At 46.9% G+C, this 23,037-nt stretch carries 19 protein-coding genes and 5 tRNA genes; 6 read left to right on the top strand and 18 right to left on the bottom strand.

Annotated features, from left to right (window positions below; genetic code table 11):
- Nucleotides 1–13 precede the first annotated feature (13 nt).
- Together Q7U10_03910 and Q7U10_03905 are read left to right on the top strand one after the other, a co-directional pair.
- On the top strand, nucleotides 14–3,097 hold the full coding sequence (locus tag Q7U10_03910) for a hypothetical protein (GenBank protein ID MDO8281755.1): 3,084 nt from the start codon (nucleotides 14–16) through the stop codon (nucleotides 3,095–3,097).
- A gap of 107 nt (nucleotides 3,098–3,204) precedes the next feature.
- On the top strand, nucleotides 3,205–3,834 hold the full coding sequence (locus Q7U10_03905) for a YdbL family protein (protein MDO8281754.1): 630 nt from the start codon (nucleotides 3,205–3,207) through the stop codon (nucleotides 3,832–3,834).
- Nucleotides 3,835–3,900: 66 nt separating this feature from the next.
- Here the strand turns inward: Q7U10_03905 and Q7U10_03900 are convergent.
- From Q7U10_03900 to Q7U10_03880, 5 genes are all read right to left on the bottom strand, one after another.
- Nucleotides 3,901–3,976 (bottom strand) — tRNA-Lys (locus tag Q7U10_03900).
- 38 nt (nucleotides 3,977–4,014) lie between these two features.
- Nucleotides 4,015–4,091, bottom strand: a tRNA-Arg gene (locus tag Q7U10_03895).
- Nucleotides 4,092–4,136: 45 nt separating this feature from the next.
- Nucleotides 4,137–4,212, bottom strand: a tRNA-His gene (locus Q7U10_03890).
- 119 nt (nucleotides 4,213–4,331) lie between these two features.
- Nucleotides 4,332–4,408: transfer RNA gene (locus Q7U10_03885), tRNA-Arg, on the bottom strand.
- Nucleotides 4,409–4,418: 10 nt separating this feature from the next.
- Nucleotides 4,419–4,495, bottom strand: a tRNA-Pro gene (locus Q7U10_03880).
- Between the two features lie 112 nt (nucleotides 4,496–4,607).
- Here Q7U10_03880 and nadB point away from each other — a divergent pair.
- Nucleotides 4,608–6,191: an L-aspartate oxidase gene (nadB, locus tag Q7U10_03875; protein MDO8281753.1), complete on the top strand. Its 1,584-nt coding sequence runs from the start codon at nucleotides 4,608–4,610 to the stop codon at nucleotides 6,189–6,191.
- On the top strand, nucleotides 6,188–7,594 hold the full coding sequence (gene pyk / locus Q7U10_03870) for a pyruvate kinase (GenBank protein ID MDO8281752.1): 1,407 nt from the start codon (nucleotides 6,188–6,190) through the stop codon (nucleotides 7,592–7,594). The genes nadB and pyk overlap by 4 nt, the downstream gene beginning before the upstream one ends.
- Before the next feature lie 16 nt (nucleotides 7,595–7,610).
- Here pyk and Q7U10_03865 read toward each other — a convergent pair whose 3' ends face one another.
- Both Q7U10_03865 and Q7U10_03860 read right to left on the bottom strand, forming a co-directional pair.
- Nucleotides 7,611–7,886, bottom strand: coding sequence for a tetratricopeptide repeat protein (locus tag Q7U10_03865; GenBank protein ID MDO8281751.1), 276 nt, complete (start codon nucleotides 7,884–7,886; stop codon nucleotides 7,611–7,613).
- Complete coding sequence (locus Q7U10_03860; protein MDO8281750.1) at nucleotides 7,887–10,247, bottom strand: PBP1A family penicillin-binding protein; 2,361 nt, start codon at nucleotides 10,245–10,247, stop codon at nucleotides 7,887–7,889.
- A 74-nt stretch (nucleotides 10,248–10,321) separates the two neighbouring features.
- Here Q7U10_03860 and Q7U10_03855 point away from each other — a divergent pair, with 74 nt between their 5' ends.
- Entirely contained in the window at nucleotides 10,322–11,524 is a 1,203-nt protein-coding gene (locus Q7U10_03855) for a DUF401 family protein (protein ID MDO8281749.1), read from the top strand.
- A gap of 57 nt (nucleotides 11,525–11,581) precedes the next feature.
- Nucleotides 11,582–12,601 carry a GTP 3',8-cyclase MoaA gene (gene moaA / locus Q7U10_03850; protein MDO8281748.1) on the top strand — a complete coding sequence of 340 codons (1,020 nt, stop codon included), beginning with the start codon at nucleotides 11,582–11,584 and terminating at the stop codon, nucleotides 12,599–12,601.
- 4 nt (nucleotides 12,602–12,605) lie between these two features.
- Here moaA and Q7U10_03845 read toward each other — a convergent pair whose 3' ends face one another.
- The 11 genes from Q7U10_03845 to Q7U10_03795 form a co-directional block, all read right to left on the bottom strand.
- Nucleotides 12,606–14,567, bottom strand: coding sequence for a cytochrome c (locus tag Q7U10_03845; GenBank protein MDO8281747.1), 1,962 nt, complete (start codon nucleotides 14,565–14,567; stop codon nucleotides 12,606–12,608).
- On the bottom strand, nucleotides 14,564–15,259 hold the full coding sequence (locus Q7U10_03840; protein ID MDO8281746.1) for a hypothetical protein: 696 nt from the start codon (nucleotides 15,257–15,259) through the stop codon (nucleotides 14,564–14,566). Before Q7U10_03840 ends, Q7U10_03845 begins: the two co-directional genes overlap by 4 nt.
- The gene (locus Q7U10_03835; GenBank protein MDO8281745.1) at nucleotides 15,256–15,987 is read right to left on the bottom strand and encodes a cytochrome b N-terminal domain-containing protein; all 732 of its coding nucleotides are present in this window, start codon (nucleotides 15,985–15,987) and stop codon (nucleotides 15,256–15,258) included. The genes Q7U10_03840 and Q7U10_03835 overlap by 4 nt, the downstream gene beginning before the upstream one ends.
- 43 nt (nucleotides 15,988–16,030) lie before the next feature.
- Entirely contained in the window at nucleotides 16,031–16,792 is a 762-nt protein-coding gene (locus Q7U10_03830; protein ID MDO8281744.1) for a sulfite exporter TauE/SafE family protein, read from the bottom strand.
- A 19-nt stretch (nucleotides 16,793–16,811) separates the two neighbouring features.
- Nucleotides 16,812–17,327, bottom strand: a complete 516-nt coding sequence (locus Q7U10_03825; GenBank protein ID MDO8281743.1) for a Rieske 2Fe-2S domain-containing protein — start codon at nucleotides 17,325–17,327, stop codon at nucleotides 16,812–16,814.
- Nucleotides 17,328–17,537: 210 nt separating this feature from the next.
- Nucleotides 17,538–19,889 (bottom strand): molybdopterin-dependent oxidoreductase, encoded by a 2,352-nt coding sequence (locus tag Q7U10_03820; GenBank protein MDO8281742.1) that lies wholly within the window; start codon nucleotides 19,887–19,889, stop codon nucleotides 17,538–17,540.
- Complete coding sequence (locus Q7U10_03815) at nucleotides 19,890–20,429, bottom strand: arsenate reductase (azurin) small subunit (protein MDO8281741.1); 540 nt, start codon at nucleotides 20,427–20,429, stop codon at nucleotides 19,890–19,892.
- A gap of 29 nt (nucleotides 20,430–20,458) precedes the next feature.
- Nucleotides 20,459–20,827, bottom strand: coding sequence for a cytochrome c (locus Q7U10_03810; GenBank protein ID MDO8281740.1), 369 nt, complete (start codon nucleotides 20,825–20,827; stop codon nucleotides 20,459–20,461).
- Nucleotides 20,828–20,919: 92 nt separating this feature from the next.
- Entirely contained in the window at nucleotides 20,920–21,099 is a 180-nt protein-coding gene (locus Q7U10_03805) for a hypothetical protein (protein MDO8281739.1), read from the bottom strand.
- Between the two features lie 4 nt (nucleotides 21,100–21,103).
- A complete protein-coding gene (gene arsS / locus Q7U10_03800) occupies nucleotides 21,104–22,048 on the bottom strand; it encodes an arsenosugar biosynthesis radical SAM protein ArsS (GenBank protein MDO8281738.1) in 945 nt (314 codons plus the stop codon).
- A 205-nt stretch (nucleotides 22,049–22,253) separates the two neighbouring features.
- A complete protein-coding gene (locus Q7U10_03795) occupies nucleotides 22,254–23,027 on the bottom strand; it encodes an amino acid ABC transporter permease (protein MDO8281737.1) in 774 nt (257 codons plus the stop codon).
- Nucleotides 23,028–23,037 lie beyond the last annotated feature (10 nt).

Genomic DNA, 23,037 nt, shown 5'->3' with positions numbered 1-23,037 from the left:
AGGGAAGGAAGCATTGTTCAATATAAAACCGCTTTCCGGCAGAAATAAATTCCTGCTCGCACTTCTCACAGTTGCTGTCACCATCTCTATATTACTCTCTCTCTTTGTAACCAGCCCCGCATTCTTGAAAGCCGTTGCAGTCTATGCAGGCAGGCTCACGGGGATGCGCGTTGAGATAGGCTCTATTTCCATTCCGGAAAGAAACCGTGTTGTAATTGAACGCCTGTCTGTTGAAAAAGAGAAAGACCGCTTCCATCTTTCAGTGCCGTATGTTGAGATTCGATTCACTCTTAAAGGCCTGCTTAAAAAGAACATTGAAGGCCTTATCCTCAGAGATCCGGAGATGACCGTTACCCTGAAAAAAGAGCCGCGCGGCAAGACCTCCCTGCCTTTTACATTCAACACCCTGGCTGTCAGCGAAGCTGATGTGACGGTCAACTATGAAGACAGTGAACCTCTGCATATCAGCCCTGCAACTCTCACCCTTATAAGACAGCCGGACGGGCAGTATGGCGACTTGCAGGGGAGGGCGTTCATCAGCGGCCTCAATACAACCGTGTCCCTCGCGTCAGAGATAGACATGAAGACATTCGATTTTAAAAAGATAAAGATCGATGTATCACCAATAGACCTCAAGAGCGCATCTGCGAAATATCCCTTGTCATTGCTCAAGCTTGCTCAGTTAAAGGGGACTTGCAGTTTGAATATGGATATGGAAAGAGAAGATAAAGGAAATGATATGGTATTGCAGGCAGAGGCGCTTATTGATAATTTATCTTTTAGCTCTGAAACTCTTGGGATAAACCTGGGGGACTCGCCTTTGAAAATATCGGCAAAGGGCAGGTATCGCCCGAGCATTGATTCCGCAGAGATAGAGTCTGCTTCTGCCGACCTTGCAGAGCTGAACATCCTGAAAGCCAAAGGAACCATCGGGCTTTTAAGCGCCGGGACTCCTGATATGCGCATTACGGCGAACATAAAAAGCATACCTCTGGAAAAGATAAAGGGCCTGCTGTACGCTCCGGAAGCAGTATGGCTTGCAAAAGGAGATGCGGATGGAACTGTCAGCGCAGATGTGACCGTATCAGGCAGTTATACTGTGCCGCAGATTCAGGGAGTGGTTGATCTTCAGGGCAAAACGCTGTCTGTCGGGAATACTACCGTTCAGGCTTTTTTGGTAAGGCTCCCTTTTGAATATCAGGGAAGTTCTCTGCTTATAAAACAGGCCTTGATACAGGCAGGCAGCGCGACTGTTTCCCGTAACGGTAAAAAGTATTTTACCGAGAAGAACATACTTATCAAAGGCGGAATAGAAGGAGATATCACCGGGCATATGTTTAAGGGAAAGAACTTCTTGATCAATGCCGGGTTTTTTAAGGGACTTGCTGCTTCAGCAGAAATTTCAACATCCGAGCCGATCACAATTAATGCAGACCTGAACTATAACTCTGTTGACATTGAAGAAGTATCACGGGCATTTCCTCACAATATTTTCACAGAAAAGGGCTACACTATTTCAGGAACAGGAGCGCTGCACATGACAGGAAAAATAGTTATTCCGAAAAATAATGCGTCTCATATATCGGGCATTACAAGTGGCGAATTTACAAATTCCGGACTATCTTCTGCAGATGGCTCCGTGATTTGCGAAGGCATTCAAATGAAGGCTTCAGCAGAATTTGAGTCTTTTCTGCAGGACGGCACGGTTTCTTTTTCAGCAGAGGCCGGTGCAGTCGGCTTTGAACTCCTTGCGGACAAGTTCTACGGCAGTTTCAAAGACAGGCCGATTGCTCTTTCTGCTTCAGGAACATATGACTGGAAGAGTGATACCCTGCATATTATAAAAGCAAAGACAGGACTCCACGGCATAGGAGAAGTTGTTTTGTCCGGTACGATATCGGATATTTCAAAGACCCCATACTTTGACGCATCTTTGCAAGCTGGAGGCATATCAAACAGTGAGGCCTATAATTTCTTTGTGCGGGAAACCTTTCAGGAGCAGGTCCCCATTCTCTCCCGTCTTAAAGTCAGCGGGAGAAGTTACACGGATCTTAATGTCAAAGGAACGAAAGAAAGCTTTACTATAAATGGAGATCTGCACGTTGATGACATGGATATATCTGCCGAGGCCAAAGAAAATCATATCAGTGGCGTTCAGATATCACTCCCTGTGAATCTCGCCTATCCTGAACCGCTCCATAAAGAGAAAGTAAAAAATTTCGGCACGATAATGATCAAAGACCTTTCATGGTCTACGCTCAAGTTAAATGATATTGCGCTATCGCCTTCAATCTGGCAGAATGACATCATTCTAAAAGACGATGTGAGAGTACCGCTGTATGGAGGAGAGGTTATATTGAAGAACATCTCATACGGCAGCATCTTCGGAAAGACACAACAACTGCTTCTCTCGGTTGACATTAAAGATATCGACCTTGAAAAAGCGAGTGTTGCACTTGAGTTGCCGAAGTTTCGCGGAAACATCTCAGGGGCTATCCCTAAGGCCCTTTTCTCAAACAATACTCTATTTACAGAAGGAGAGATGACGCTTGAGCTCTTTGGCGGAAGAATGAAATTATATGACCTGTCCGCAGACAATGTCTTCAGCCTTGCATCTTCACTGAAGGCCGGAATTAAATTCGATGAGATTGACCTTGGCAAGCTGACAGGCACTTTTGATTTCGGGCATATTTCCGGTATCATGCGCGGTGAAATAAGCGAGCTTGTAATAGTTAACGGAGAGGCTGAACATTTCAGGGCGTCGCTTGAGACATATAAAAAGAAAGGGGTCAAGCAGAAGATAAGCGTAGAGGCGCTGAAAAAGATATCGATCCTCGGGACCGGCACATCAACATCCATACTTGACAAGGGGATATATCAGCTTTTCAAAGAGTACGGATATGAAAAGATAGGGTTCAGGGCTTATCTGAAGAACGATAATCTCCGGCTCATCGGTATCGAAGACGGGGGGGGTAAGATATATCTTGTCAAAGGGAGCCTTCTGCCGCCCAAGGTAAATGTGATAAATTTCAACCAGAACATCTCTTTTAAGGAAATGGTCAGCAGGTTAAAGAGGATAACAGCGGCTGAGAAGTGAAACAGGATCAAACCTCAGATTTAATTTTTTCATAAAGCTGCATTTAATTGGCAGTTAGTAAAGAAATGCTTTATAATTTCACTAAATCATTATCAGGAGGCTTAACTATGAAAAAAGTATTGCTCAAAAAATCGTTTATATGTTCTTTGGTCTTCTTTATTTCGTCCTGCGTAACCATAAATATATATTTCCCGGCTGCTGCCGTTGCTGAGGCTGCGGATAAGATCGTGGAAGAGGTATGGGGCGAGAAGAACAGGCAGAAACAGGAAGAGCAGCAGAAGCTGGATGAACAGAAGAAACAGAATGAACCGCAGAGCATGATACAGGACGATTCAGGATCCATATTCTCATTCTTCGGGCCTGCATCCGCTTATGCCCAGGAGGCAGATATTAATATCACAACACCCGCTATCAGGGCGTTGAAAGAATCCATACAGGAGAGGGCAGCTTCCATCAAACCATTCATGGAGAGCGGAAATGTCGGGATCTCCAGGGACGGGCTGCTTGCCGTTCGCAATACCAGCGGATTATCTTTAAAGGACAAGGCTGCGATTACCCGTCTTATTGAGGCGGAGAACAGTGACCGTGAATCGCTCTATGCTGAGATCGCAAAGGCAAATAACTTCACGCCAGAGAAGATACCAGATGTAAAGAAGATATTTGCAGAAAGCTGGATCAAGAATGCAAAGCAGGGCTGGTGGATTCAGGATAAGGACGGGAACTGGAAACAGCAATAAAAGCTAACTGCATATTTACCAAAAAGAAAGGCCAGCCTATGAAGGCTGGCCTTTTTCTTTTTTAAATGGTGGGCCGTGCAGGATTCGAACCTGCGACCCGCTGATTAAGAGTCAGCTGCTCTACCAACTGAGCTAACGGCCCTGCAAACTACAAAATTCTACTCTATACCCTGTCTTTTTTGGCGCGCCTGAGAGGATTCGAACCTCCGACCCTCGGCTTCGGAGGCCGATGCTCTAATCCACTGAGCTACAGGCGCTACCGAATCAAAAAGCTATTAACTCTAAACTGCTGTTATTAAAATTGGGGTGAGTGACGGGGATTGAACCCGCAACCCTCTGAACCACAATCAGATGCTCTGCCGACTGAGCTACACTCACCATTAAAACAAATTAACAATTAAAGAAAACCTGACTACTATTCTTAACTATAAAGCTGAAATTTTCAACTCGTGACTCTAAACTTTAAGCTCTGATGCTTCTGAGTTATATGATTTTAATGGTGCGCCTGAGAGGATTCGAACCTCTGGCCTACTGCTTAGAAGGCAGTTGCTCTATCCGACTGAGCTACAGGCGCTCTGTATAATTGGTCGGGGCGGAGGGATTCGAACCCCCGGCATCCTGCTCCCAAAGCAGGCGCGCTACCAGGCTGCGCTACGCCCCGTACAATTTATTATGAAGGGTTATTATACTAAATAACGCATTTAAAAAGTGCAAATGCCGTAAGAAGAAGCTAAATTGACTTAACATATTAAATACTATATAGTTTTTTTACCATGAATCCCCCTGTTAAGACAGTGGATTTCCTCGTAATAGGCGGAGGCGTTGCCGGCTTAAGGGCAGCCATCGAACTTGCATCATCTAAAAGCAGTATCATCGTTCTTACAAAAGACAAACCAACCGAAAGCAGCACTGAGTATGCCCAGGGCGGAATAGCTGTCGCTCTCAGTGATGAGGATGAGATAGGCATTCACTATGATGACACCATAAAGGCGGGCGACGGGCTGTGTGATGCCGAGGCCGTAAAGGTCATGGTGAACGAGGGCCCTGAACTTATCCTTGACCTTATATCCTGGGGCGCGGAGTTTGACAAGGACGGGAGCAAGCTTGATTTTTCGCGTGAGGCTGCGCACTCAAGGAACAGGATACTTCACTCACACGGTGATTCAACCGGCAAAGAGATCGAACGGACCCTGATCAATAAGGTTCGCACATTCCCTTCCATCACAAGATATGATTTTTCATTTACCCTTGACCTGATAACAATTGATAACAGATGTGTGGGCGCAAGGGTTCTGAGAAAGGGCGAGATAGTTGATATCTACGCAAAGGCGGTTGTGCTTGCAACAGGCGGGGCAGGGGAGCTTTTTGCAGGAACCACGAACCCGTCTATCGCGACCGCTGACGGAATGGCCATAGCCTACAGGGCAGGCGCTTTGCTGACTGATATGGAGTTCATCCAGTTCCATCCGACAACGCTCTTTTATCCTTCAGCCCCTCCGTTCTTACTGAGCGAAGCGATGAGAGGCGAAGGCGCTGTGCTGAAGAACATTAAAGGCGAGAGGTTCATGCATTTATATCATGAGCTGGCTGAGCTTGCGCCAAGGGATGTGGTAAGCAGGGCGATAGTATCAGAGATGGTCAATACAGAGGCAAAGCATGTCTATCTTGATATATCTCATCTTGACCATAATTTTATCAAGAAACGCTTTCCGCAGATCTATAAGACTTGCCTCAGCTTCAACATAGATATTACAAGGGAGATGATCCCGGTAACTCCTGCTGCGCATTACATCATGGGCGGTGTAAAGACCGACCTTAACGGTGAGACAAGCATTAAAGGGCTATTTGCCGCCGGCGAGGTTGCGTGTACAGGCGTTCACGGCGCAAACAGGCTTGCCTCAAACAGTCTTCTTGAGGGGCTTGTATTTGGAACGAGGGCAGGCAGGGCTGCGCTGAAGTATACGGATTCTGCCGGATATGTTGATGCAGCTCATCCGCTTGAAGGACTTCCTTTGATGCCGGATACGGTCGAGCCTATTGATACTGAAAAGATAAGGTATTCTCTCAGGAAGGTCATGTGGGAGAAGGTCGGCATAATCAGGTGCAATGAATCATTGAGCATCGCCAAGGAGCATCTGAATAAATGGGACTTTGTTCTGGATGCGCGCTTCAGCGGCAGAAGGGAGCTTGAGCTGAAGAACATGCTGACATCTGCAGAGCTTATTGTTGATTCCGCTCTTTTCAGGAAAGGGAGCACAGGCGCCCACTTTCGATCCGACTTCAAGGGAAGAGGGCAGAAGTGGAATAGACATACCGCATGCCGTAAGGATGAAGGCATCTTCTGGATAGAGCAATGAGAAAAGCAAAGATAATCTGCACTATCGGCCCTGCCAGCTGCACAAAGAAGGTGGTTGGCCAGCTAATAAGTTCAGGGATGAACGCGGCTAGGCTGAACCTTTCTCACGGCACACATGCCGAGCACAGAAAGGCCATTGATATCATCAGGTCATGCGCAGCAAAAAAAGGCAGCCCTGTTGCGATACTGCTTGACCTGAAAGGCCTTAAGATAAGAGTAGGTTCTTTGAATAATGGCTCTGTCCATCTTAAGAACGGCTCAACTGTTGCCCTGACCTCACGCAATATTAAAGGCGATAATAAGCTGATACCTATACTTTACAACAGGCTGGCAAGGGACTTGAAGCCCGGGGATAATGTCTTTATTGATGACGGGCTGCTTCAGCTCAAGATTCTGCATAATAAAGAGAACGGCTTGATGGCAAAGGTCATTGAAGGCGGCCTGCTTAAGGAGAGGAAAGGGGTTAACCTTCCGGGTGTCAGCATATCTGCCCCAACCCTCACAAAAAAAGATATCGAGGATATCGGGTTCGGGGTTGAGGCCGGTGTCGATTATATAGCAGTCTCATTTGTTACAACAAAAATGGACATATCAAGGGTGAAGCACCTTTTGAAGAAGATGGGCTCGGATATACCTGTTATCGCAAAGATAGAGACAAGACAGGCGCTCCATAACATCCATGAGATCATAAATGTATCTGACGGCATAATGATAGCGCGCGGCGATCTCGGAGTTGAGGTTCCGCCTGAAGAGGTGCCTATCATTCAGAAACAACTCATCGATAACTGCAACAGATCCGGTAAACCGGTCATCACAGCAACCCAGATGCTTGAGTCCATGACAGAACATCTTAACCCGACAAGGGCAGAGGCCGCTGATGTTGCGAACGCGGTCATTGACGGGACAGATGCGCTTATGCTTTCGGCTGAGACAGCGGCAGGGAAGTACCCTGTCAGGTCATTGATCATGATGGATAAGATCATAAGATATACCGAGGAACACAGGTCAGAGTTTGTGCCGGTTGTCGAGCATTCCGAATCTTTTGCCCATGCCATTGCAGAGGCTGCCTGTACGGCTGCCGTTGATGTAGGGGCAAAGGTCATAGTCGCATTCAGCAGGAGCGGCTATACCTCACTGCTCGTCTCAAAGTTCAGAACGCATATCCCGATAATCGGCTTTACTGTCAAAGAAGAGGTGAGGAGGAGGATGAACCTCTACCACGGCATAAGGCCGTTTAAAATGAATTTTCCACGGAGTACCGATGAGATGATATCCGAGTCAGAGAAGAGGCTTCTTGAGAAAGGCATTGTAAAAAAAGGCGACTCCATAGTCATCATCGCCACTTCGCCTTTTGCATTTGGCGAAAAGACCAATATAATGAAGCTGCACATGGTCGGCCTATGACCTGCCGGCTGATCTATTATTTTACAGGGGAATAATTATTGTTGAGCTTGTATGCCTCATCAAAGTACTTTCTTGAATTGCTGAAGTCCTTAAGTTTGTAATAAGCATAACCGATAAAATAGAGCTGTTCCGGAGTGGGGTTGTCAGCAGATGCCTCCTGCATAAGCACTATCGCCTGTGCCATTTTCCCCTGATAGTAGTAGGAGTATGCTTTTTTCATCAGATCCTCGTCCGCCATGCAAATAGAAACTGAAAGAAGCAGCAATAAGATTGTAAAGAGAGCCTTTTTCATTTAATCCTCCACATTGCCCTGATCGGATTCGGGCGTTGTTTTTTTGAGTTCCTCTTTATGCATCATGATCTTTTCTCTGGAAAGGCCTGCTGAATACTCTGTCGGCACTGTGCCTTCCTTAAAGAATTCTACCAGTTTTTCTGTCTCATTTGTAGCCAGAAGCCCTGTTACGGGGTCTATGACCGCTGTGACTATACCTTCAGGGACAGGAAAAGGCCTGGCGCCGTTGCTTATGGGTGAGAGGGTGTCAAGGGTTTCCTTCATGAAATCTACCCACACAGGAAGGGCCGCTTTTGAACCAGTTTCTCTTTTCCCAATAGTTTGCTGGTCGTCAAAACCTACCCATACTCCGGCGGCCAGTTCAGGGGTATAGCCAACGAACCATGCATCTATATAATCGTTTGTTGTGCCGGTCTTTCCTGCCACCGGCCTGTTAAGCGCCTTTGCCCGTCCGCCTGTACCGTAGTTGACCACATCTTCAAGCATTGATGTCGCAAGGAAAGCGGTCTGAGAAGTTATCACCCTTGTGCCGCCAGGCCTGTTGCTCTCAATTGTGTTCCCGTTCGCGTCAATGATATATTTTACGGCAATAGGCTCCATCTTTACCCCGTCATTGGCAAATACAGAGAATGCCGAAGTTATCTCTATAGGGGTCAGGCTAAGGCTGCCGAGTGCGAGCGTAAGGTCGCGGGGGAAGGGCCCGTTGAGGCCCAGGGCGCTCATGAAGCTTACAGCCTTTCCAACACCGATGTCCTGAAGGAGTTTTATCGTTATGATATTCCTTGAGTGCGCAAGCGCGTCTCTCAGGCGTGTTGCACCGTTATATTTATTATCGTAGTTTCCCGGCTTCCAGTCGCCTAAGGCTGCATTCTCAAACACTATAGGCTCATCTATGATCACGCTTGCCGGTGTATAGCCGTTATCCATGGCAGCTGCATAGATGAGTGGTTTTATTACCGAGCCTGCCTGCCTTTCGGCGAAGATAGCCCTGTTGAACTCGCTCTTGCTGAAGTCATAGCCTCCGACTATCGCCCTGATGTAACCGGTTGAAGGCTCAATCGCTATCACCGCTCCCTGAACACGCGGTTCCTGCTCAAGTTCAAATACAGGTTCATTCTTCCATATCGTTTTTACCTTGACCATTATTATATCGCCGGGTTTAAGTATCTTGTTAAGCTTCAGGTCCCTGAACTCTTTAAGGGTCTTTCCTTTTTGGTCTATGAGTCTTGAGGCCCATTCTGCATCTTTGAGCAAGAGCCTGCCGATTATCCCTTTTGCTTTAACCGCAGCCTCCTGCTCAGATACCTTGAGAACTATGCCGGTCATGACATCCCCGGCCTCCATGAATACCTTATCAAACGGCTCTTTTTCCTTGAGCTCTTTTGCAAAATCAAGATCTTTCTGTCCGAGTACCCCTCTGAAGCCCTGTCTTTTGTCGAGATCTTCCAGCCCTTTTTGAAGGGCTTTTACAGCGGCTATCTCCATATCTTTATTTAAAGTGGTATAGACCTTGAGGCCGCCTTTATAGACCATATCTATGCCGTATTTGTCTTCGAGGTATTTCCTTATATACTCAAGAAAGTAATTCGGGGTATATCCTGCAGTCCTTACGCTTGATAGGTGAAGCGGCTGTTTGTAAGCCTTATCCATTTCCTCCTGGCTTATATATCCCTCCTTGAGCATCCTGCTGAGGACGGTGTACTGTCTCTGCTTTGCCTTATCCAGATTGCTGTACGGGGAGTAAGCGCTGGGCGCTTTTATAAGCCCGCAGATCAAGGCTGATTCGGCAAGGTCAAGATCAGATACAGGCTTACCGAAGTAGGTTTTTGCCGCCATCTTTACTCCGTATGCGCCGTGTCCGAAATATATCTTGTTGAGGTAAAGCTCAAGTATCTCTTTCTTTGTCAGGTTCTTCTCGATCTTAAAGGCAAGGGCCACTTCCTTGAGTTTTCTAAGGATGGTCTTCTCAGGGGTAAGAAAGAGGACCTTTGCGAGCTGCTGCGTTATGGTGCTCGCGCCTTCTTTCATCCTGCCGGAAATCACATCTTTTGCCAGCGCCCTTAATATAGCAATGTAGTCGATGCCCCTGTGAACCCAGAAATTGGAATCCTCGACAGAGACAAGCGCCTGTATGAGATGTTCAGGCACCTCGCTTATTGGGGCGTGTATGCCTTTCTCGATCTTCAGTTCGCCTATTATGGTGTCATCGTCAGCGTATACTTTTGTTCCGTTTGCAGGTGTGTATTTTTTGATCTCTTCTATTTCAGGTATGCCCTCAAGCACAGCGAGATAAGCTCCGATGCCCAGGCCGATGCCTAAAACAAAGAGTATGATGATCGTCCTGAAGATAATGCGTTTCATGATAGAGAATTATAGTCCTCATACTGAATGAGAGTCAATTTACCCTATAGAGACGTCTCCTGTATAATTAACGGATGTTCGACATATTCAAGATAATATCGGTTCTCGTCATCATGGTGGTTCTCCTGAAGAGAAAGTGGAAGCTCGGCGTGGTAATGTCTCTTTCGTCAGTTATCCTGGCATTTCTGTATCTGCTTGCGCCGCTCGATTTTCTAAAGGCCTTTTACGCCGGCAGCACGGATAAGACAACCATCAGCCTTATCACAGCGCTTCTTCTTATAAGGATGTTTGAGAACGTCATGCGGCAAAACGGCATAATGCAGCAGATGATGGATTCTTTCAGGGGGATGGTCATGGACAGGAGGATACTCATGGCTTCAATGCCCGCGCTTATCGGCTTGCTGCCTTCAATGGGCGGCGCGCTCTTTTCAGCGCCCATGGTTGACGAGGCGTCAAAAAATATCGACATCTCTCAGGAGAAGAAGGCGTTCATAAATTATATGTTCAGGCATCCATGGGAATTCATCCTTCCACTATACCCCGGGGTGATCCTAGCGTCTGCCATTACATCGTATTCGCTGAGACAGATAATGCTTGCCAACCTGCCGTATGCCTTGTGCCTTATGGCAGGAGGAACCTTATGGGGGCTGAAAGGCATCGGGACTCAGAGAGAAGGATTTAAGAAGATCTCACGCGCAGGGCTTGTGAGCTTTATCCCTTTATCCGCCATCCTGATAATGGTAATAGTCTTTCATATGAATTTATCAATATGCCTCAGCGTTGTGATCGTCAGCATGTTTGTTGTGTTTCGATATTCGGCAAAAGATATATTGCAGACTTTTATAAAAGGCTTTTCATGGGAGATAGTGCTGATAATACTCGGCGCCATGACCTTCAAGGCGGTTCTCAATGATTCAGGCGCGGTAATGAATATAAGCAGGTTTTTCACAGAAGAAAATATCCCTGTCTTGCCGGTGCTCTTCTTTCTGCCGTTCATCTACGGGCTGCTCACAGGCCTTACTGTCGGATTTGTCGGCAGCACCTTTCCGATCATCTTAGGGCTTGATGGTGTGAATCATATCGGAGCCATCTCCTTTGCCTTTGCATCTGGATATGTCGGAGTGCTCCTGTCGCCTGTTCATCTCTGCCTTGTGCTGACAAGAGAATATTTCAAAGCCGCAATGAACGGGATCTACAAAAATACCATTAAAGTATGTGTGCTGATAATGGTTGTTGCACTGATAGAGTATTTCATTTCCGGCCGTTACTGGCAGTGATTTGGCAAGAGAAGCTTTGGCTGTTTTTAAGTTATTATAAGGTTGGAATAAAATATTATGGATAAAGCATCTGAACAGACAGTAAAAATAGATCAGCCGCTCACGGATTCATACAGCCGCCGGATAGACTATCTTCGGATATCCGTAACTGACAAATGTAATCTTAAGTGCCTGTACTGCATGCCGTCAGAGGGCGTGAAACATTTTACAGATTCGGATATCCTCACTGATGAAGAGATAGTAAGATTCGTGCGTATCGCGCATAAACACGGGCTCGAAAAGGTCAGGATCACAGGCGGAGAGCCTCTTGTCAGAAAAAACATTACTCAGTTGATCGCAGCTATAAAAGCTATCGGGATACGCGATCTAAGCCTTACTACCAACGGGATCATGCTGTCGAAGCAGGCGGAAGAATTAAAAAAGGCCGGGCTCAACAGGGTGAACATAAGCCTTGATTCATTAGATGCCGAACGCTTTGGGAATATCACAAAAGGAGGCGACATCAGCCTGGTGTGGGAATCCATAAAGGAAGCTGAACGCGTGGGGCTTGTGCCGGTAAAGATAAATATGGTCCCTATCCGCGGTATAAATGATGACGAGATAGCTGCATTCGCATCACTCACCCTTGACAATGATTACCATATAAGGTTCATCGAGTTAATGCCTTCCGCATGTAACGGCGCCTGGAGGAAGGACAAGTATGTCAGCTCGTCGGAGATAATGGAGAAGATATCAAAGTTAGGCAAAGTGGAAGAATATAAGTTTAAAGGCAGAGGCCCTTCGAGGAATTACAGGATAAAAGGGGCTGCCGGAGTGATAGGCATCATCAGCCCTATAAGCGAACATTTCTGCAGTTTCTGCAACAGGCTCCGCCTCACTGCAGACGGGAATATCAGGCCATGCCTTTTTTCAAATATCAAGATCGACATTAAAAACCCGATGAGAAAAGGCGCATCTGACGAGGAGATCGAAGCTCTCTTTCTCAGTGCGGTAAAAGTGAAACCGCAGCGCCATTTACTTAATGAAGATATCAATTCCTCCAGCCTGATCGATACGATGTCAAAGATCGGCGGATAAGGGGTTAATCCTCCTCCTTAATTTGAACAAACCTGTACTGCCCGCGTGTCATGAGATAAGTTGTCAACGCCTCAAATTCCCAATCCTCGAACTTGAACTTCGGCATCCTCACATCCGGTTTTATCTTCTGCGGGTCTTTAAGCCATTGCTCAACCCATTCTCTTTTCATAGCGCTTGCGATGTCGGTATGGTCAGGGCCGACCTTGCCGCCTTTTCCATTGATAGTGTGGCAGGCGGCGCATCCGAAGATCTCATGATAAAGTTTCTCTCCGTCATTGATCTCTTCAGCGCGTACTTCCCGCTTGGGTTCCGAATTGTATGGATATGATACCTTTGCAATAGATGACAGATATTCGATAATGGCGTTGCTCTCTTTTTCTGATAATTTAAAATCAGGCATGCGCGCCATGAGAATGCCTTCAGGCCTTATCTTTACCGGAGCTTTTAAAAAGCCTGACAGCCATTCAGGCCTCGCCTTTTTTGCCTCTTGTGTGAGGTCAGGGCCGATAACTCCGCCGACATTATTTATCTTGTGGCACCCGGTACAGTTGTACTTTTCAAAAAGCTTTTTACCCTTAAACTCGGCAGCCTCATTGTCGGCCAGCGCGCGCTTATATTTTTGAGGGATGTTGTTATCCTTTATGCTCAGAAGAAATGTGACAAGCGCATCTGTTTCTTCATCATTCAAGTTAAGGTCGGGCATCTTTGTGACAATCCTGTCAGTGGCAAATCTTCCCGGTTCTTTAACCTTGATCTTCAGCCAGTTGATGAGGTTTTTCTCAACACCGTTTATATTGCTGAAGACAAGTTCAGCCACCCGCTTCTCTCCGATGCCGTCAAGTTCAGGTGAGTTATTCTGAAAAGCAAGTTTCTCTATCTCATGGCATCCTATGCATCCGAGTTCTTTGACCAGCTTTTTGCCTTTCTCCATTGAAATTCTCCCATTAACAAGGGGAGATACAGAGGGGTTAATATATGTTTTTTTCAAACTCATGAGATATGCAGCAATTGCCGGGATATCTCCTTCTGGTATCTTGAAGTCCGGTATTATCGTTCCCGGATCATAAGACTTCGGGTTCTTTAAAAACTGCAATAGCCAATCAGGTTTAACTTTATCTCCGATATCAGAAAGGTCAGGGCCGAAGGCTGTTCCTTTTTCATTGATCTTATGGCAGCCGAGGCAGCCGAGAGAGTTGACGAGGATTTCGCCATTTTGGATTAGGGAGGATGATAAGATAAGAGGGGGAAGGGGGGAGTTACTTTCAGATATTAAATAAGACGCGACATAACCGATCTCTTCATCGCTCAGCCTGAAACGCGGCATCTTTGTATCAGGCAGATACTCCAAGGGGTTCTTCAACCATGCTTGCAGCCACTCTCCGCTGACCTTGCTGCCTATGAATGTCAGGGCAGGGGCGATACGCTCCAGCCGTTCATATCCTGAAAGTTTATGGCATCCGGTGCAGTTCTTCTCTATGAAGAGCATTCTGCCCTGAATAAGCTTCTCAGCCCCTGGCATAGCGAGATCAAGCGGGAGCTCATTATCGATTGGGTGGCATTTCCTGCAGGACGAATGGGACAGAGCTCCTCTCAGTATCGGCCTTGGCCAATTCTTCTCTTGCCCATGAGCGGCGTCAATTGTCAACGCTTCACCCTGTCCTTCATGGCAGATGACGCAGCCGAACCTTTCAACAGGGTGCTGCTTCAGGTAATCGCCTGAATGGGTCTTGAACGGCTGTTCTTCATTGATGAATTTAATATCATCCGCGCCCTGATGACATGTGGTGCAGCGGTCTGTTATATCAAGGTCTCGCAGCCATATCTGATTTATCTTTGCATCTTCTGATCCGCGCTGATATTGTTTCCACGGCCGGTTGTATTCTGCGTAAACCGCCCAGAGAGTAACTCCGAGAAGAGCTGAACAAAATACTGCGGCAAGGACGATGTGGCTCTTCTTCAGATTCATAGATTGAACCACGGCGTAACAAGGAGATACTTTATATTGAAGAGAAGACGCAGAAGAATCTTTATCGGCACAGCGTACATTAAGAGAAGTGAGAGCATCACTATCAAGTACCTGATGGAACCGAATTTTCTGTAGAGATTTTTATTAAGTAAATACGGAAGGAACATACCCAATCCGAAATAAATAACCAGGCTTGCAAAGCCGGCTTCAGGGCTGAGGCTCCACAAACTCTCTTCTGTCACCTTAACCGTCTCCCATGACTCCCACGGCCAGTATAACTGCCAGTTCGGGCCTCTGAAGAAGTAACCCGCTAATATCAAAAGCCACCACATGGAAAAACCAAAGATGAAATTCACAACGGCAAACTTTCTGACGGTGAATGAATACCTGCCGCTTCCTTCAGGATTGTTGTCGAGATACGGGATCATCATCAGGCATAAGACGATTATCATCGGGATCATGACACCTGCTATCCATGGATCAAAGTAAACGAGCAGCTCCTGCAGCCCTACAAAATACCACGGGGCTTTTGAGGGATTCTCAGATATGCCGGGAGATGCTATTTCAAGCAGAGGGGCGTTTATAAGCAGCGCCCATACCATCAGGATAACCGTCAATGCAACGGCTGTTAAGAACTCCATAACAACCAGATCAGGCCAGACATATTTTGAATGTGTCTCTCTCTTGTTCATAGCGGCCTTGATATACCTCCGTCCTTTCTTATTCTCCAGAAATGAACTGCCATAAAGATAATGCCGATGACAGGCAGCAGTACGATGTGCATTACATAAAATCTCAGGAGCGCGTTTGTCCCTATCTCTGTCCCTCCGAGTATCATAAAGCGGATGTCGTTATATTTATTCACGAGTGAAAAAGGGCCTTCGTGCCCAAGCAGAGGCGCGGCGCTGATCATGTTCGTCCCTACAGTGATAGCCCAGTATGAGAGCTGATCCCACGGCAGAAGATATCCGGTAAAGCTGAGCAGTAAGGTGACAACGAGCAGTATAACTCCAACCACCCAGTTGAACTCACGGGGCGGTTTATATGAGCCGGTAAGAAATACTCTCAGCATATGCAGGATGACGGTTACTACCATAAGATGCGCAGCCCAGCGGTGGATGTTCCTGAGGATAATACCGAACGGCACGTCGAACCTGAGATATCTCATGTCAGTATACGCGTATTCAGTTACGGGACGGTAATAGAACATCAGCAGTAATCCGCTTATCACTTCAACCAGAAAGAGAAAGAATGTCATGCCTCCGAGGCACCATGTAAAACGAATCCTGAATGCGTGCTCCGGCATCTTTACAGGATGCAGATGCAGAAATACGTTTGACCTTATCTGAAGGACCTTGTTCTTCTTGGTGTCTTCGTAATCATGCCGGAAGACGGATCTCCAGATGCGCGAATCTTTCATTCTGTTCCAGAAACTTATTTTAGTCTTCAATCTCTTTATCCGGTCAGGCAAACAATATCTTCTTTGTCAAAAAGAAGATCGCGACAATAATGATGCCGCCTAATACTTTCTGCATAGTTGCAGGCGTTAATTTAAAGGAACCCATGTATGATCCGAGGCTTCCCCCGATCAATACCGCGATTATCAGAGGGACAAGCTGTGCGATATCGATTGGATGCTCCTGCAGCCGCGCCGCTAACCCGGAGAGAGAATTAACCCAGATGAAGATCGCGCCGCTGGCGGCAGCCTCTTTTTCAGAGCCCAGCCCTAAGACGATGATCAATGGAACAAGATATATCCCGCCGCCGATCCCGACAATTCCGGCAATAAGCCCGAGGAGCGCTCCGGCGATCAATGAAATGATGAGTTTCTGTTTATTGCTTAAATTTAATTTTACGGTTGCCTCCTTGAAGAAATATATGCGCAATACAACAAGGATAAGAGTGATAACGAGTATCCAGGAGAATATCTCTTTTGGCAGCCTCAGTGATCCGCCGATGTAAGACATTGGAACGGATGAGATAAAGAAGGGCAGTATAAGGCGGAGACGGGCGTGTTTATTCCGGATGAAGTTGAAGCTTCCGGCTGAAGTAACAATGATGTTCAGGATCAGGGATATCGCAGGAATGGCCAGAAAGCTCACCCCGAAGATAGCCATTAAAGCGGTGTATGACGACCCTCCGCCCAGGCCGACTGATGAATAGGCTAATGCCACTATAAAAAAAAGGAAAGCAAGAAAATATGTTGATATTATTAGTTCGTCCATAAGTTAATTATCACTGAGATCATACCTCAATGTATACCCCGGGCTTATCGAAATCCTTAAATGTATAAGTCCTGCTCTTATCAATGGATATGATCTTTTCATCATCAATAGATATCCTCAAACGGTCAAGCGGCCTTGGCGCAGGCCCTGCGAAGTTCACCCCGTCAGCGTTATACTGGCTGCCGTGGCACGGGCATTTAAACACCTTGTCATCGCTGAACCAGTTAGGTGTGCAACCGAGGTGCGTGCACTTTGCCTGTATGGCGTATAATCGGTTCTTCTCTCTCACTATCCAGACCGCATGCTCTTTCTTCCACATCTCATATACCTGAACTCCGGTGGTTCTATCTTCAGAAAGAAACTCATCAGGCTTGCCGATCTTAAAGACTGACGGCGCTTCGAAGAGCACCCTCGGAAAGAAGAACCTCACAGCTGCTGTAGCTGAAATCCCAAGGGTGATAAAGAACGAACCGATGCCTATTGTTTTGATAAATGAGCGGCGGGTGATGTCGTTGTTATTAATTTCTGTAGTCATTGCTGATCCGTTTTAAGTCTGTCATTCCGGCTTGTCCGGAATCATTTTTATTCCCCCTTAACAAAGGGGGATACAGGGGGATGTTGAGATAAAACACACCCCTAACCCCTCTTTTTAGAGGGGAAGATTCCGGACAAGCCGGAATGACAAAAGAGTAAAGGGCGAGTCATAGACCCGCCCTTTACCATTCCAACCTCTAAACTCTATCCTTTAAACCTTCACAATATTTACCGGAACCATCCTGTCCCACTCTGCCAGCTTCGGATCTGCCTTTTCACTTGTGACCATATTCGGAGTAGACCCGGTCTTTGGATAAAGAGCCATAACATCCACAACTCCCGGAGTGGTCATATCTGTTACCTTGGCAACGGCCTTCATGCTGCCGTTTCTCGAAGTCAGGGTGACCCAGTCGCCGCTCTTTATTCCCATCGCTTTTGCATCGTCGGGATTGATGCTGACGGTCTGTTCTGATACCCTCTCATAGAGATTCGGAGTGAGAGGCTGATTTGCGCCGTTACTGTAAAAGTTGTATCCCGTGTTCCATATCTCATTCGCACGGTGCATTATCATCCATAACGGATAATCGCCTGTTATCTTGTCTCTCAGAGGATGGTTGTAAGGATCCAGGTCTGCCAGAGATTTAACAGGGTCAAGATGAGCCTTGCCGTCGTCATGTTTGAAGCGCCTTCCCATAACCTCTTCTGTCTCAGGAGAGTAGAGCCTTGAGATGCTCCTGCGGTTTCTGTATGGGAACTGGATGCCGTTCGTGCCTGCCTTCATCAGGTCGCTCCATGAGATCTCGGAGATATCGCTGGTGAAATGGCCTTTTGTCTGGACATTACATTCCTCATATATCTCCTGTTCGTTCTTCCAGTCAAACCCGCTCAGGCCCATGCGTTTTGCAAGCTCAGCAACGATCCACCAGTCAGGCTTTGCATCGCCCGGAGGGTCCATGAAGCCCTGCTGAATATGTATCCTGCGGTCTTCGCTTGCCTGAATGGTGTTCCACTCGCCCCATGTCGCTGCGGGGAAGACAACATCAGCAGCAGCTGTTGTGTCGGTCGGGTAGATCTCATTTACGATGAGGAACATCTTATCTATCTGAGGTTTATATTTGGACAGATTGGGGAGCTGAACATAGATATTGCTGATGTACGACCAGAGCGCCTTAACTTCACCCTTGTCGATCTTGTCGCAGATGCTTCTCATAGAGCTGTCCCCGTTCGGTGCCGGAGGGTCAGCCCATGTTCCCCTCGGGTGTCCGCCTGCCCTGGATGTGCATGCCCCGGGTTTGCCTGCGTTGCCGAGGATGATCCCAAGCGCACTGTATGAAACCTCGTTCTCATAACCTGTCACCTGATGCATTATCCCCTTTTCAAAGAGGACCATCGTCTCGCCTTTGTATTTAGCCAACATTTCAGCAGCTGCAATTATCTTTGCTGCCGGTATGCCTGTAACCTTCTCTGTGTTCTCAGGCGCGAATCTGCTGTTCAATACAGTATTTTTCAGCGTATCAAAACCTGTTGTGTATTTCTGCACAAAGTCTTTGTCATACAGTTCATTCTTAACTATCACATGCATAAGTGATGCACCGAGTATCGCGTCTGTTCCCGGATTGATCTGGAGAAATAATCCGCCGCTCTTCTCCGCATCAGCAGCCATCTGGGTTTTTCTCGGGTCAACAAAGATCAGTTTTATGTCGCCCTTGTTCATGCCGCCGGTTGTAAGCGCGTTGTAGTACCATGATGAACCCGTGTCCTTCAGATTCTTGCCTGCGCAGAAGATGCATTTTGTCTTTGTGAAATCCTCTGATGTGAAAGACCTTGTGCCTCCGCCGACAACATCTGCAAGCCCTGCGCTCTCATCGCCCCAGAAGAGGTAGCCGTTGCCCGCGAGTGTGCTTGATTTAATGCCTGTGAAGAGCCATTTCAGAAAAGCGTGCGTGTTCTGGAGATAACCCCAGTCGCCGTATACCGCGCCGACAGCATCAGGCCCATGTTTTTTTATAATGTTCTGAAGGTTCACAGCGCAGAAGGCAAGCGCCTCATCCCATGAGACCTCGGTCAGAGTGCCGCCTTTTCCTCCCTTGCGTATCATCGGCTTTTTGAGGCGGATCCTTGTAGGAAGTTTTTCAGAGTATAAACTCTGCGCGTTGAAGGCGCCGCGGACAGAGTAGTTTGATCCGCTTGCTATGTCTTTATTATCCGGCACCACCATTATGTTTACGGCTTTGCCGCCTTTCATTGTCTCTATTGTGAATACCTGATTCGGCCAGTCGCCCCTCATCTTTTCGACAGGGAAGAACTTCTCCTTCTCCGGTTTTCTGCCTGTGCCCTTCGGCCATACAAAGACCTTGTAACCGCACATGACATGACAGTAACGGCAGGCGGTTTCATAGGTTTCGGCATTTGCAGGCGGGAGCTCCACGAATTCAGTTGCCTTGGCTGCTCCGAGGCCTGAGGCAAAGGCCGGTACTCCGTTTGTCATGATACAGGCACCTGCAGCGCCTGCTGCTGAGACCTTTAATAGATCCCTTCTTGAAAACTTCTTTTCATCGCTCATTTATTTGACCTCCTCGCCGTCAAGCAGATTATTTCTGAGTCCGTAAATAAGTCCTGCAACGCCTTCAGCATAGATGTCCCCGTTCTTGTCGATCTTCAGCAAGACCATCGGCAGGCTGTTCGGCGCAGGCCCTTCGACAACCTTCCCGCTCAGCTTGGGGTCATAAACGCTCTGATGGCATTCGCAGACCATCATCCCGCTCTCCTTGTCCATATCAACCCCGCAGCCGAGATGAGTGCAGAACATACTGTACGCAACGATGCTCTTATCAGCTCCGGCGCCGCCTTCAACGCTGCATCCGAGGTTTATCAGGATGCTCTTTCTTCCGACGAGCGGATAATCAAACTTCACCGTCTTCCCTGCCTGAAGATCCTTGGTATTGGCGACCTTCACCCGCGGATAATTACCACCGGAAGCAGAGGCCTTGCTTGCCAGCCCGCCTAAAACAAGGGCAACCGCTCCTGCGCAGCCTGCTCTCTTCAGAAGATTTCGGCGGGTTACGCCTTCTTCTTCTGATGCTTCTTTCTCTTTGACTTTCATTTCCATTCCTCCTTTTTGGTTTTTGTTGTTTACGATCCCTGACACTTGCACAGCCTCCTCAAATACAAAACAAGCGAATCAACCTGCGCTTTGCTGAATGTATTTCCCCACGGCGGCATTAGCACAGACTTGCCGGCCATTTTGCCGCCGCCATAGATCACGTCATAAAGGTCTTTGTCAGACCTTCTGCTCATAAGTTCTGCATCCGTATGATCTGCCGGCCTCGGGTCGAGATTCTTTGCATTGAACCCTTTTCCATCCCCTTTAACGCCGTGACATACGGCGCAGTAATGCGCATATAGTTTGCTGCCTTCAAGCACAACCGGTTCTTCCTCAGCATAAGCAGATAAGTTATTTAAAAAGCTAAAAACAATTATGAGTATCAAGGTTCTTTTCATAATAAAAAAAGCCCGTTCAATTGACATTTCTGCCAGTAGAACGGGCTTTAATAATCCCGCAATTGCGGGAGTTGAAGTAACCGCTTTGTAACTTATTTAATTATTTCTATGCTGTTAATATTGATCCATGCTATGTTCCCTGAAGTAGTGCGAAATGTTACTTCATAATCCTTCACGTCTGAGAGATAACCGAATTTACGGAAGGTGTCGAGCAATTCTTTCTTTAACTGCTTTTTGATGTCGTCTTCTACGGCATTATGAAATTTCTTCATGCTTCTACGCCAGCGCCCCGCCACAGCTCGCGCCCGCGCCCGCAGTGCACATAAAACATAAGGGGCTTGTGAGTATCTTCCTATTGCTTAAGGTTTCATAATCAAAGGTATCTAACTTTGTCCTAATATTAAGATTAAATACCTGCCAGAAGTCGCAGTCAAAGAGCCTGCCGTCAGGCGATACGCTTATCAAATGCCTGCACATCAGGTTATTGACCGTGGCAGGATTAAACTTATCTTTCAGTTCCTTTACATAGCTGTCTTTTACATGGTCAGGCATTGACCTGCCGAGCCTGCCGATGGGCATGTTGCTTAAGGCGATGAGGTTATTGAAGGTCACGCCGTGCATCTCTTTCAGCTTTTCCCTGTAAGCATTCTCAAGCATCTTCTGATCCGGGGCTGCCGCAGCGCCTGCAGGGTTGAACATAATATCTATCACAAGGCCGGTTCCCTCTTTTCCGTATCCAAGTGCATTAAGTTTCTTTAGAGCTGTTATGGCTTTATTATATGTGCCTTTTCCCCTCTGACTGTCTACGCCCTCTTCAGTGTAGCAGGGCAGAGAGGCGACTATCTTCACCCTAATCTCCGCGAGGAAATCAGGGATATCTTCCTTGCCCGGTTCTGTAAGCACAGCAAGGTTAGTACGCACTATAATGTTCTTATTAATATTCCGGCATGCCTGAATAAAATATTTATAGTAAGGATTAAGCTCAGGTGAGCCGCCTGTGATATCTACGGTATTGATGTTTTCGTTGTTGATCAATATATCGTGGATCACGGTCATCGTCTTTAAGGACATCATCTCTTTTCTATCAGGCGATGCCTCAATGTGGCAGTGGGTGCATCGGAGGTTGCACTTGTACCCCATATTGACCTGAAGTGTTGATACGCTGTCAGCGGTCAAAGGGTATTGCCCGTTTTTATACAGTATGTTGTCGAAGTCATTCATTGTTTAAATTAGAAATTGATATACTTGCATTAATATGCAAGTTCAATGCCATAAATAATTCTTTAAAATACAACGGGTAATAAATAGCAGAACAACATTGGGGCTCAATATTTGAACAAACTGTTCACTTATTGGTCAATCAGTTAGGAGAAAATTCTACCCCTCTATCTCCCCCTTGGCAAGGTGGGAATTTAAGGGGGTGGGGTTACTTCTGTGTTATTAAAAATCTCTTTACAGCTTTTGGCAGCGGCAGCAAGATCAGGTCATCTCTGCATATCTCCGGTTTGTAGGATTCGTAATCAAGAGTACCGAGTTTCTTCTCAAGTTTTTGAGCTGAGAAAGAAAGGGCATAACATACTATCCAGAAACCTAATGCCATTAATGCATATGCCGCATAGATCCTGTTGGGTTTAAGCTGGCTTATAATTATCCCTGTGCGCGTGAGATCCACGACCCCGATAATATAAACCGTAGAGGTGTTTTTGAACATCGAGTTAAAGAAGCTTACAAAAGAAGGAAGCATCATCCTGAAAGCCTGAGGGAAGATAATGTTTATAAACACCTGAGACTTGGACATGCCGGTAGATAATCCCGCTTCCATCTGTCCCGCAGGCACTGCCAGTATGCCGGCCCTTACTATCTCTGCCTGATAGGCAGCGGCATAGACTGAAAGAGAGATAATAGCGCACCCTAAGATCGAGATCTTTACCCCTAATACCGGGAGGAAGAAATAAAACCAGAAGACGATCAATAGCAGGGGGGTTGACCTTACAATATCTACGCAGGCACCGCATGGATAGCGAATGTACCTTCTGACGGAGATCCTCCCCAGGCCGAGGATCACTGCAAAAGAGAGCCCTATAACTATAGAAAGTAAAGCAAGTACGATATTCAGAGTGAGGCCGGTTAACGGAGTTGCAGGAAAACCGCCGATAAGATAGAACTTCCAGTTTGCGAGCTGCTCAAAGAAAAATTCCATTTATGTTTTC

The organism is Thermodesulfovibrionia bacterium (genome assembly GCA_030646035.1).
Classification (GTDB): domain Bacteria; phylum Nitrospirota; class Thermodesulfovibrionia; order UBA6902; family UBA6902; genus JACQZG01.
The sequence above is the reverse complement of the archived record's forward strand: the minus strand, read 5'-3'. Positions and strand labels throughout refer to the sequence as shown.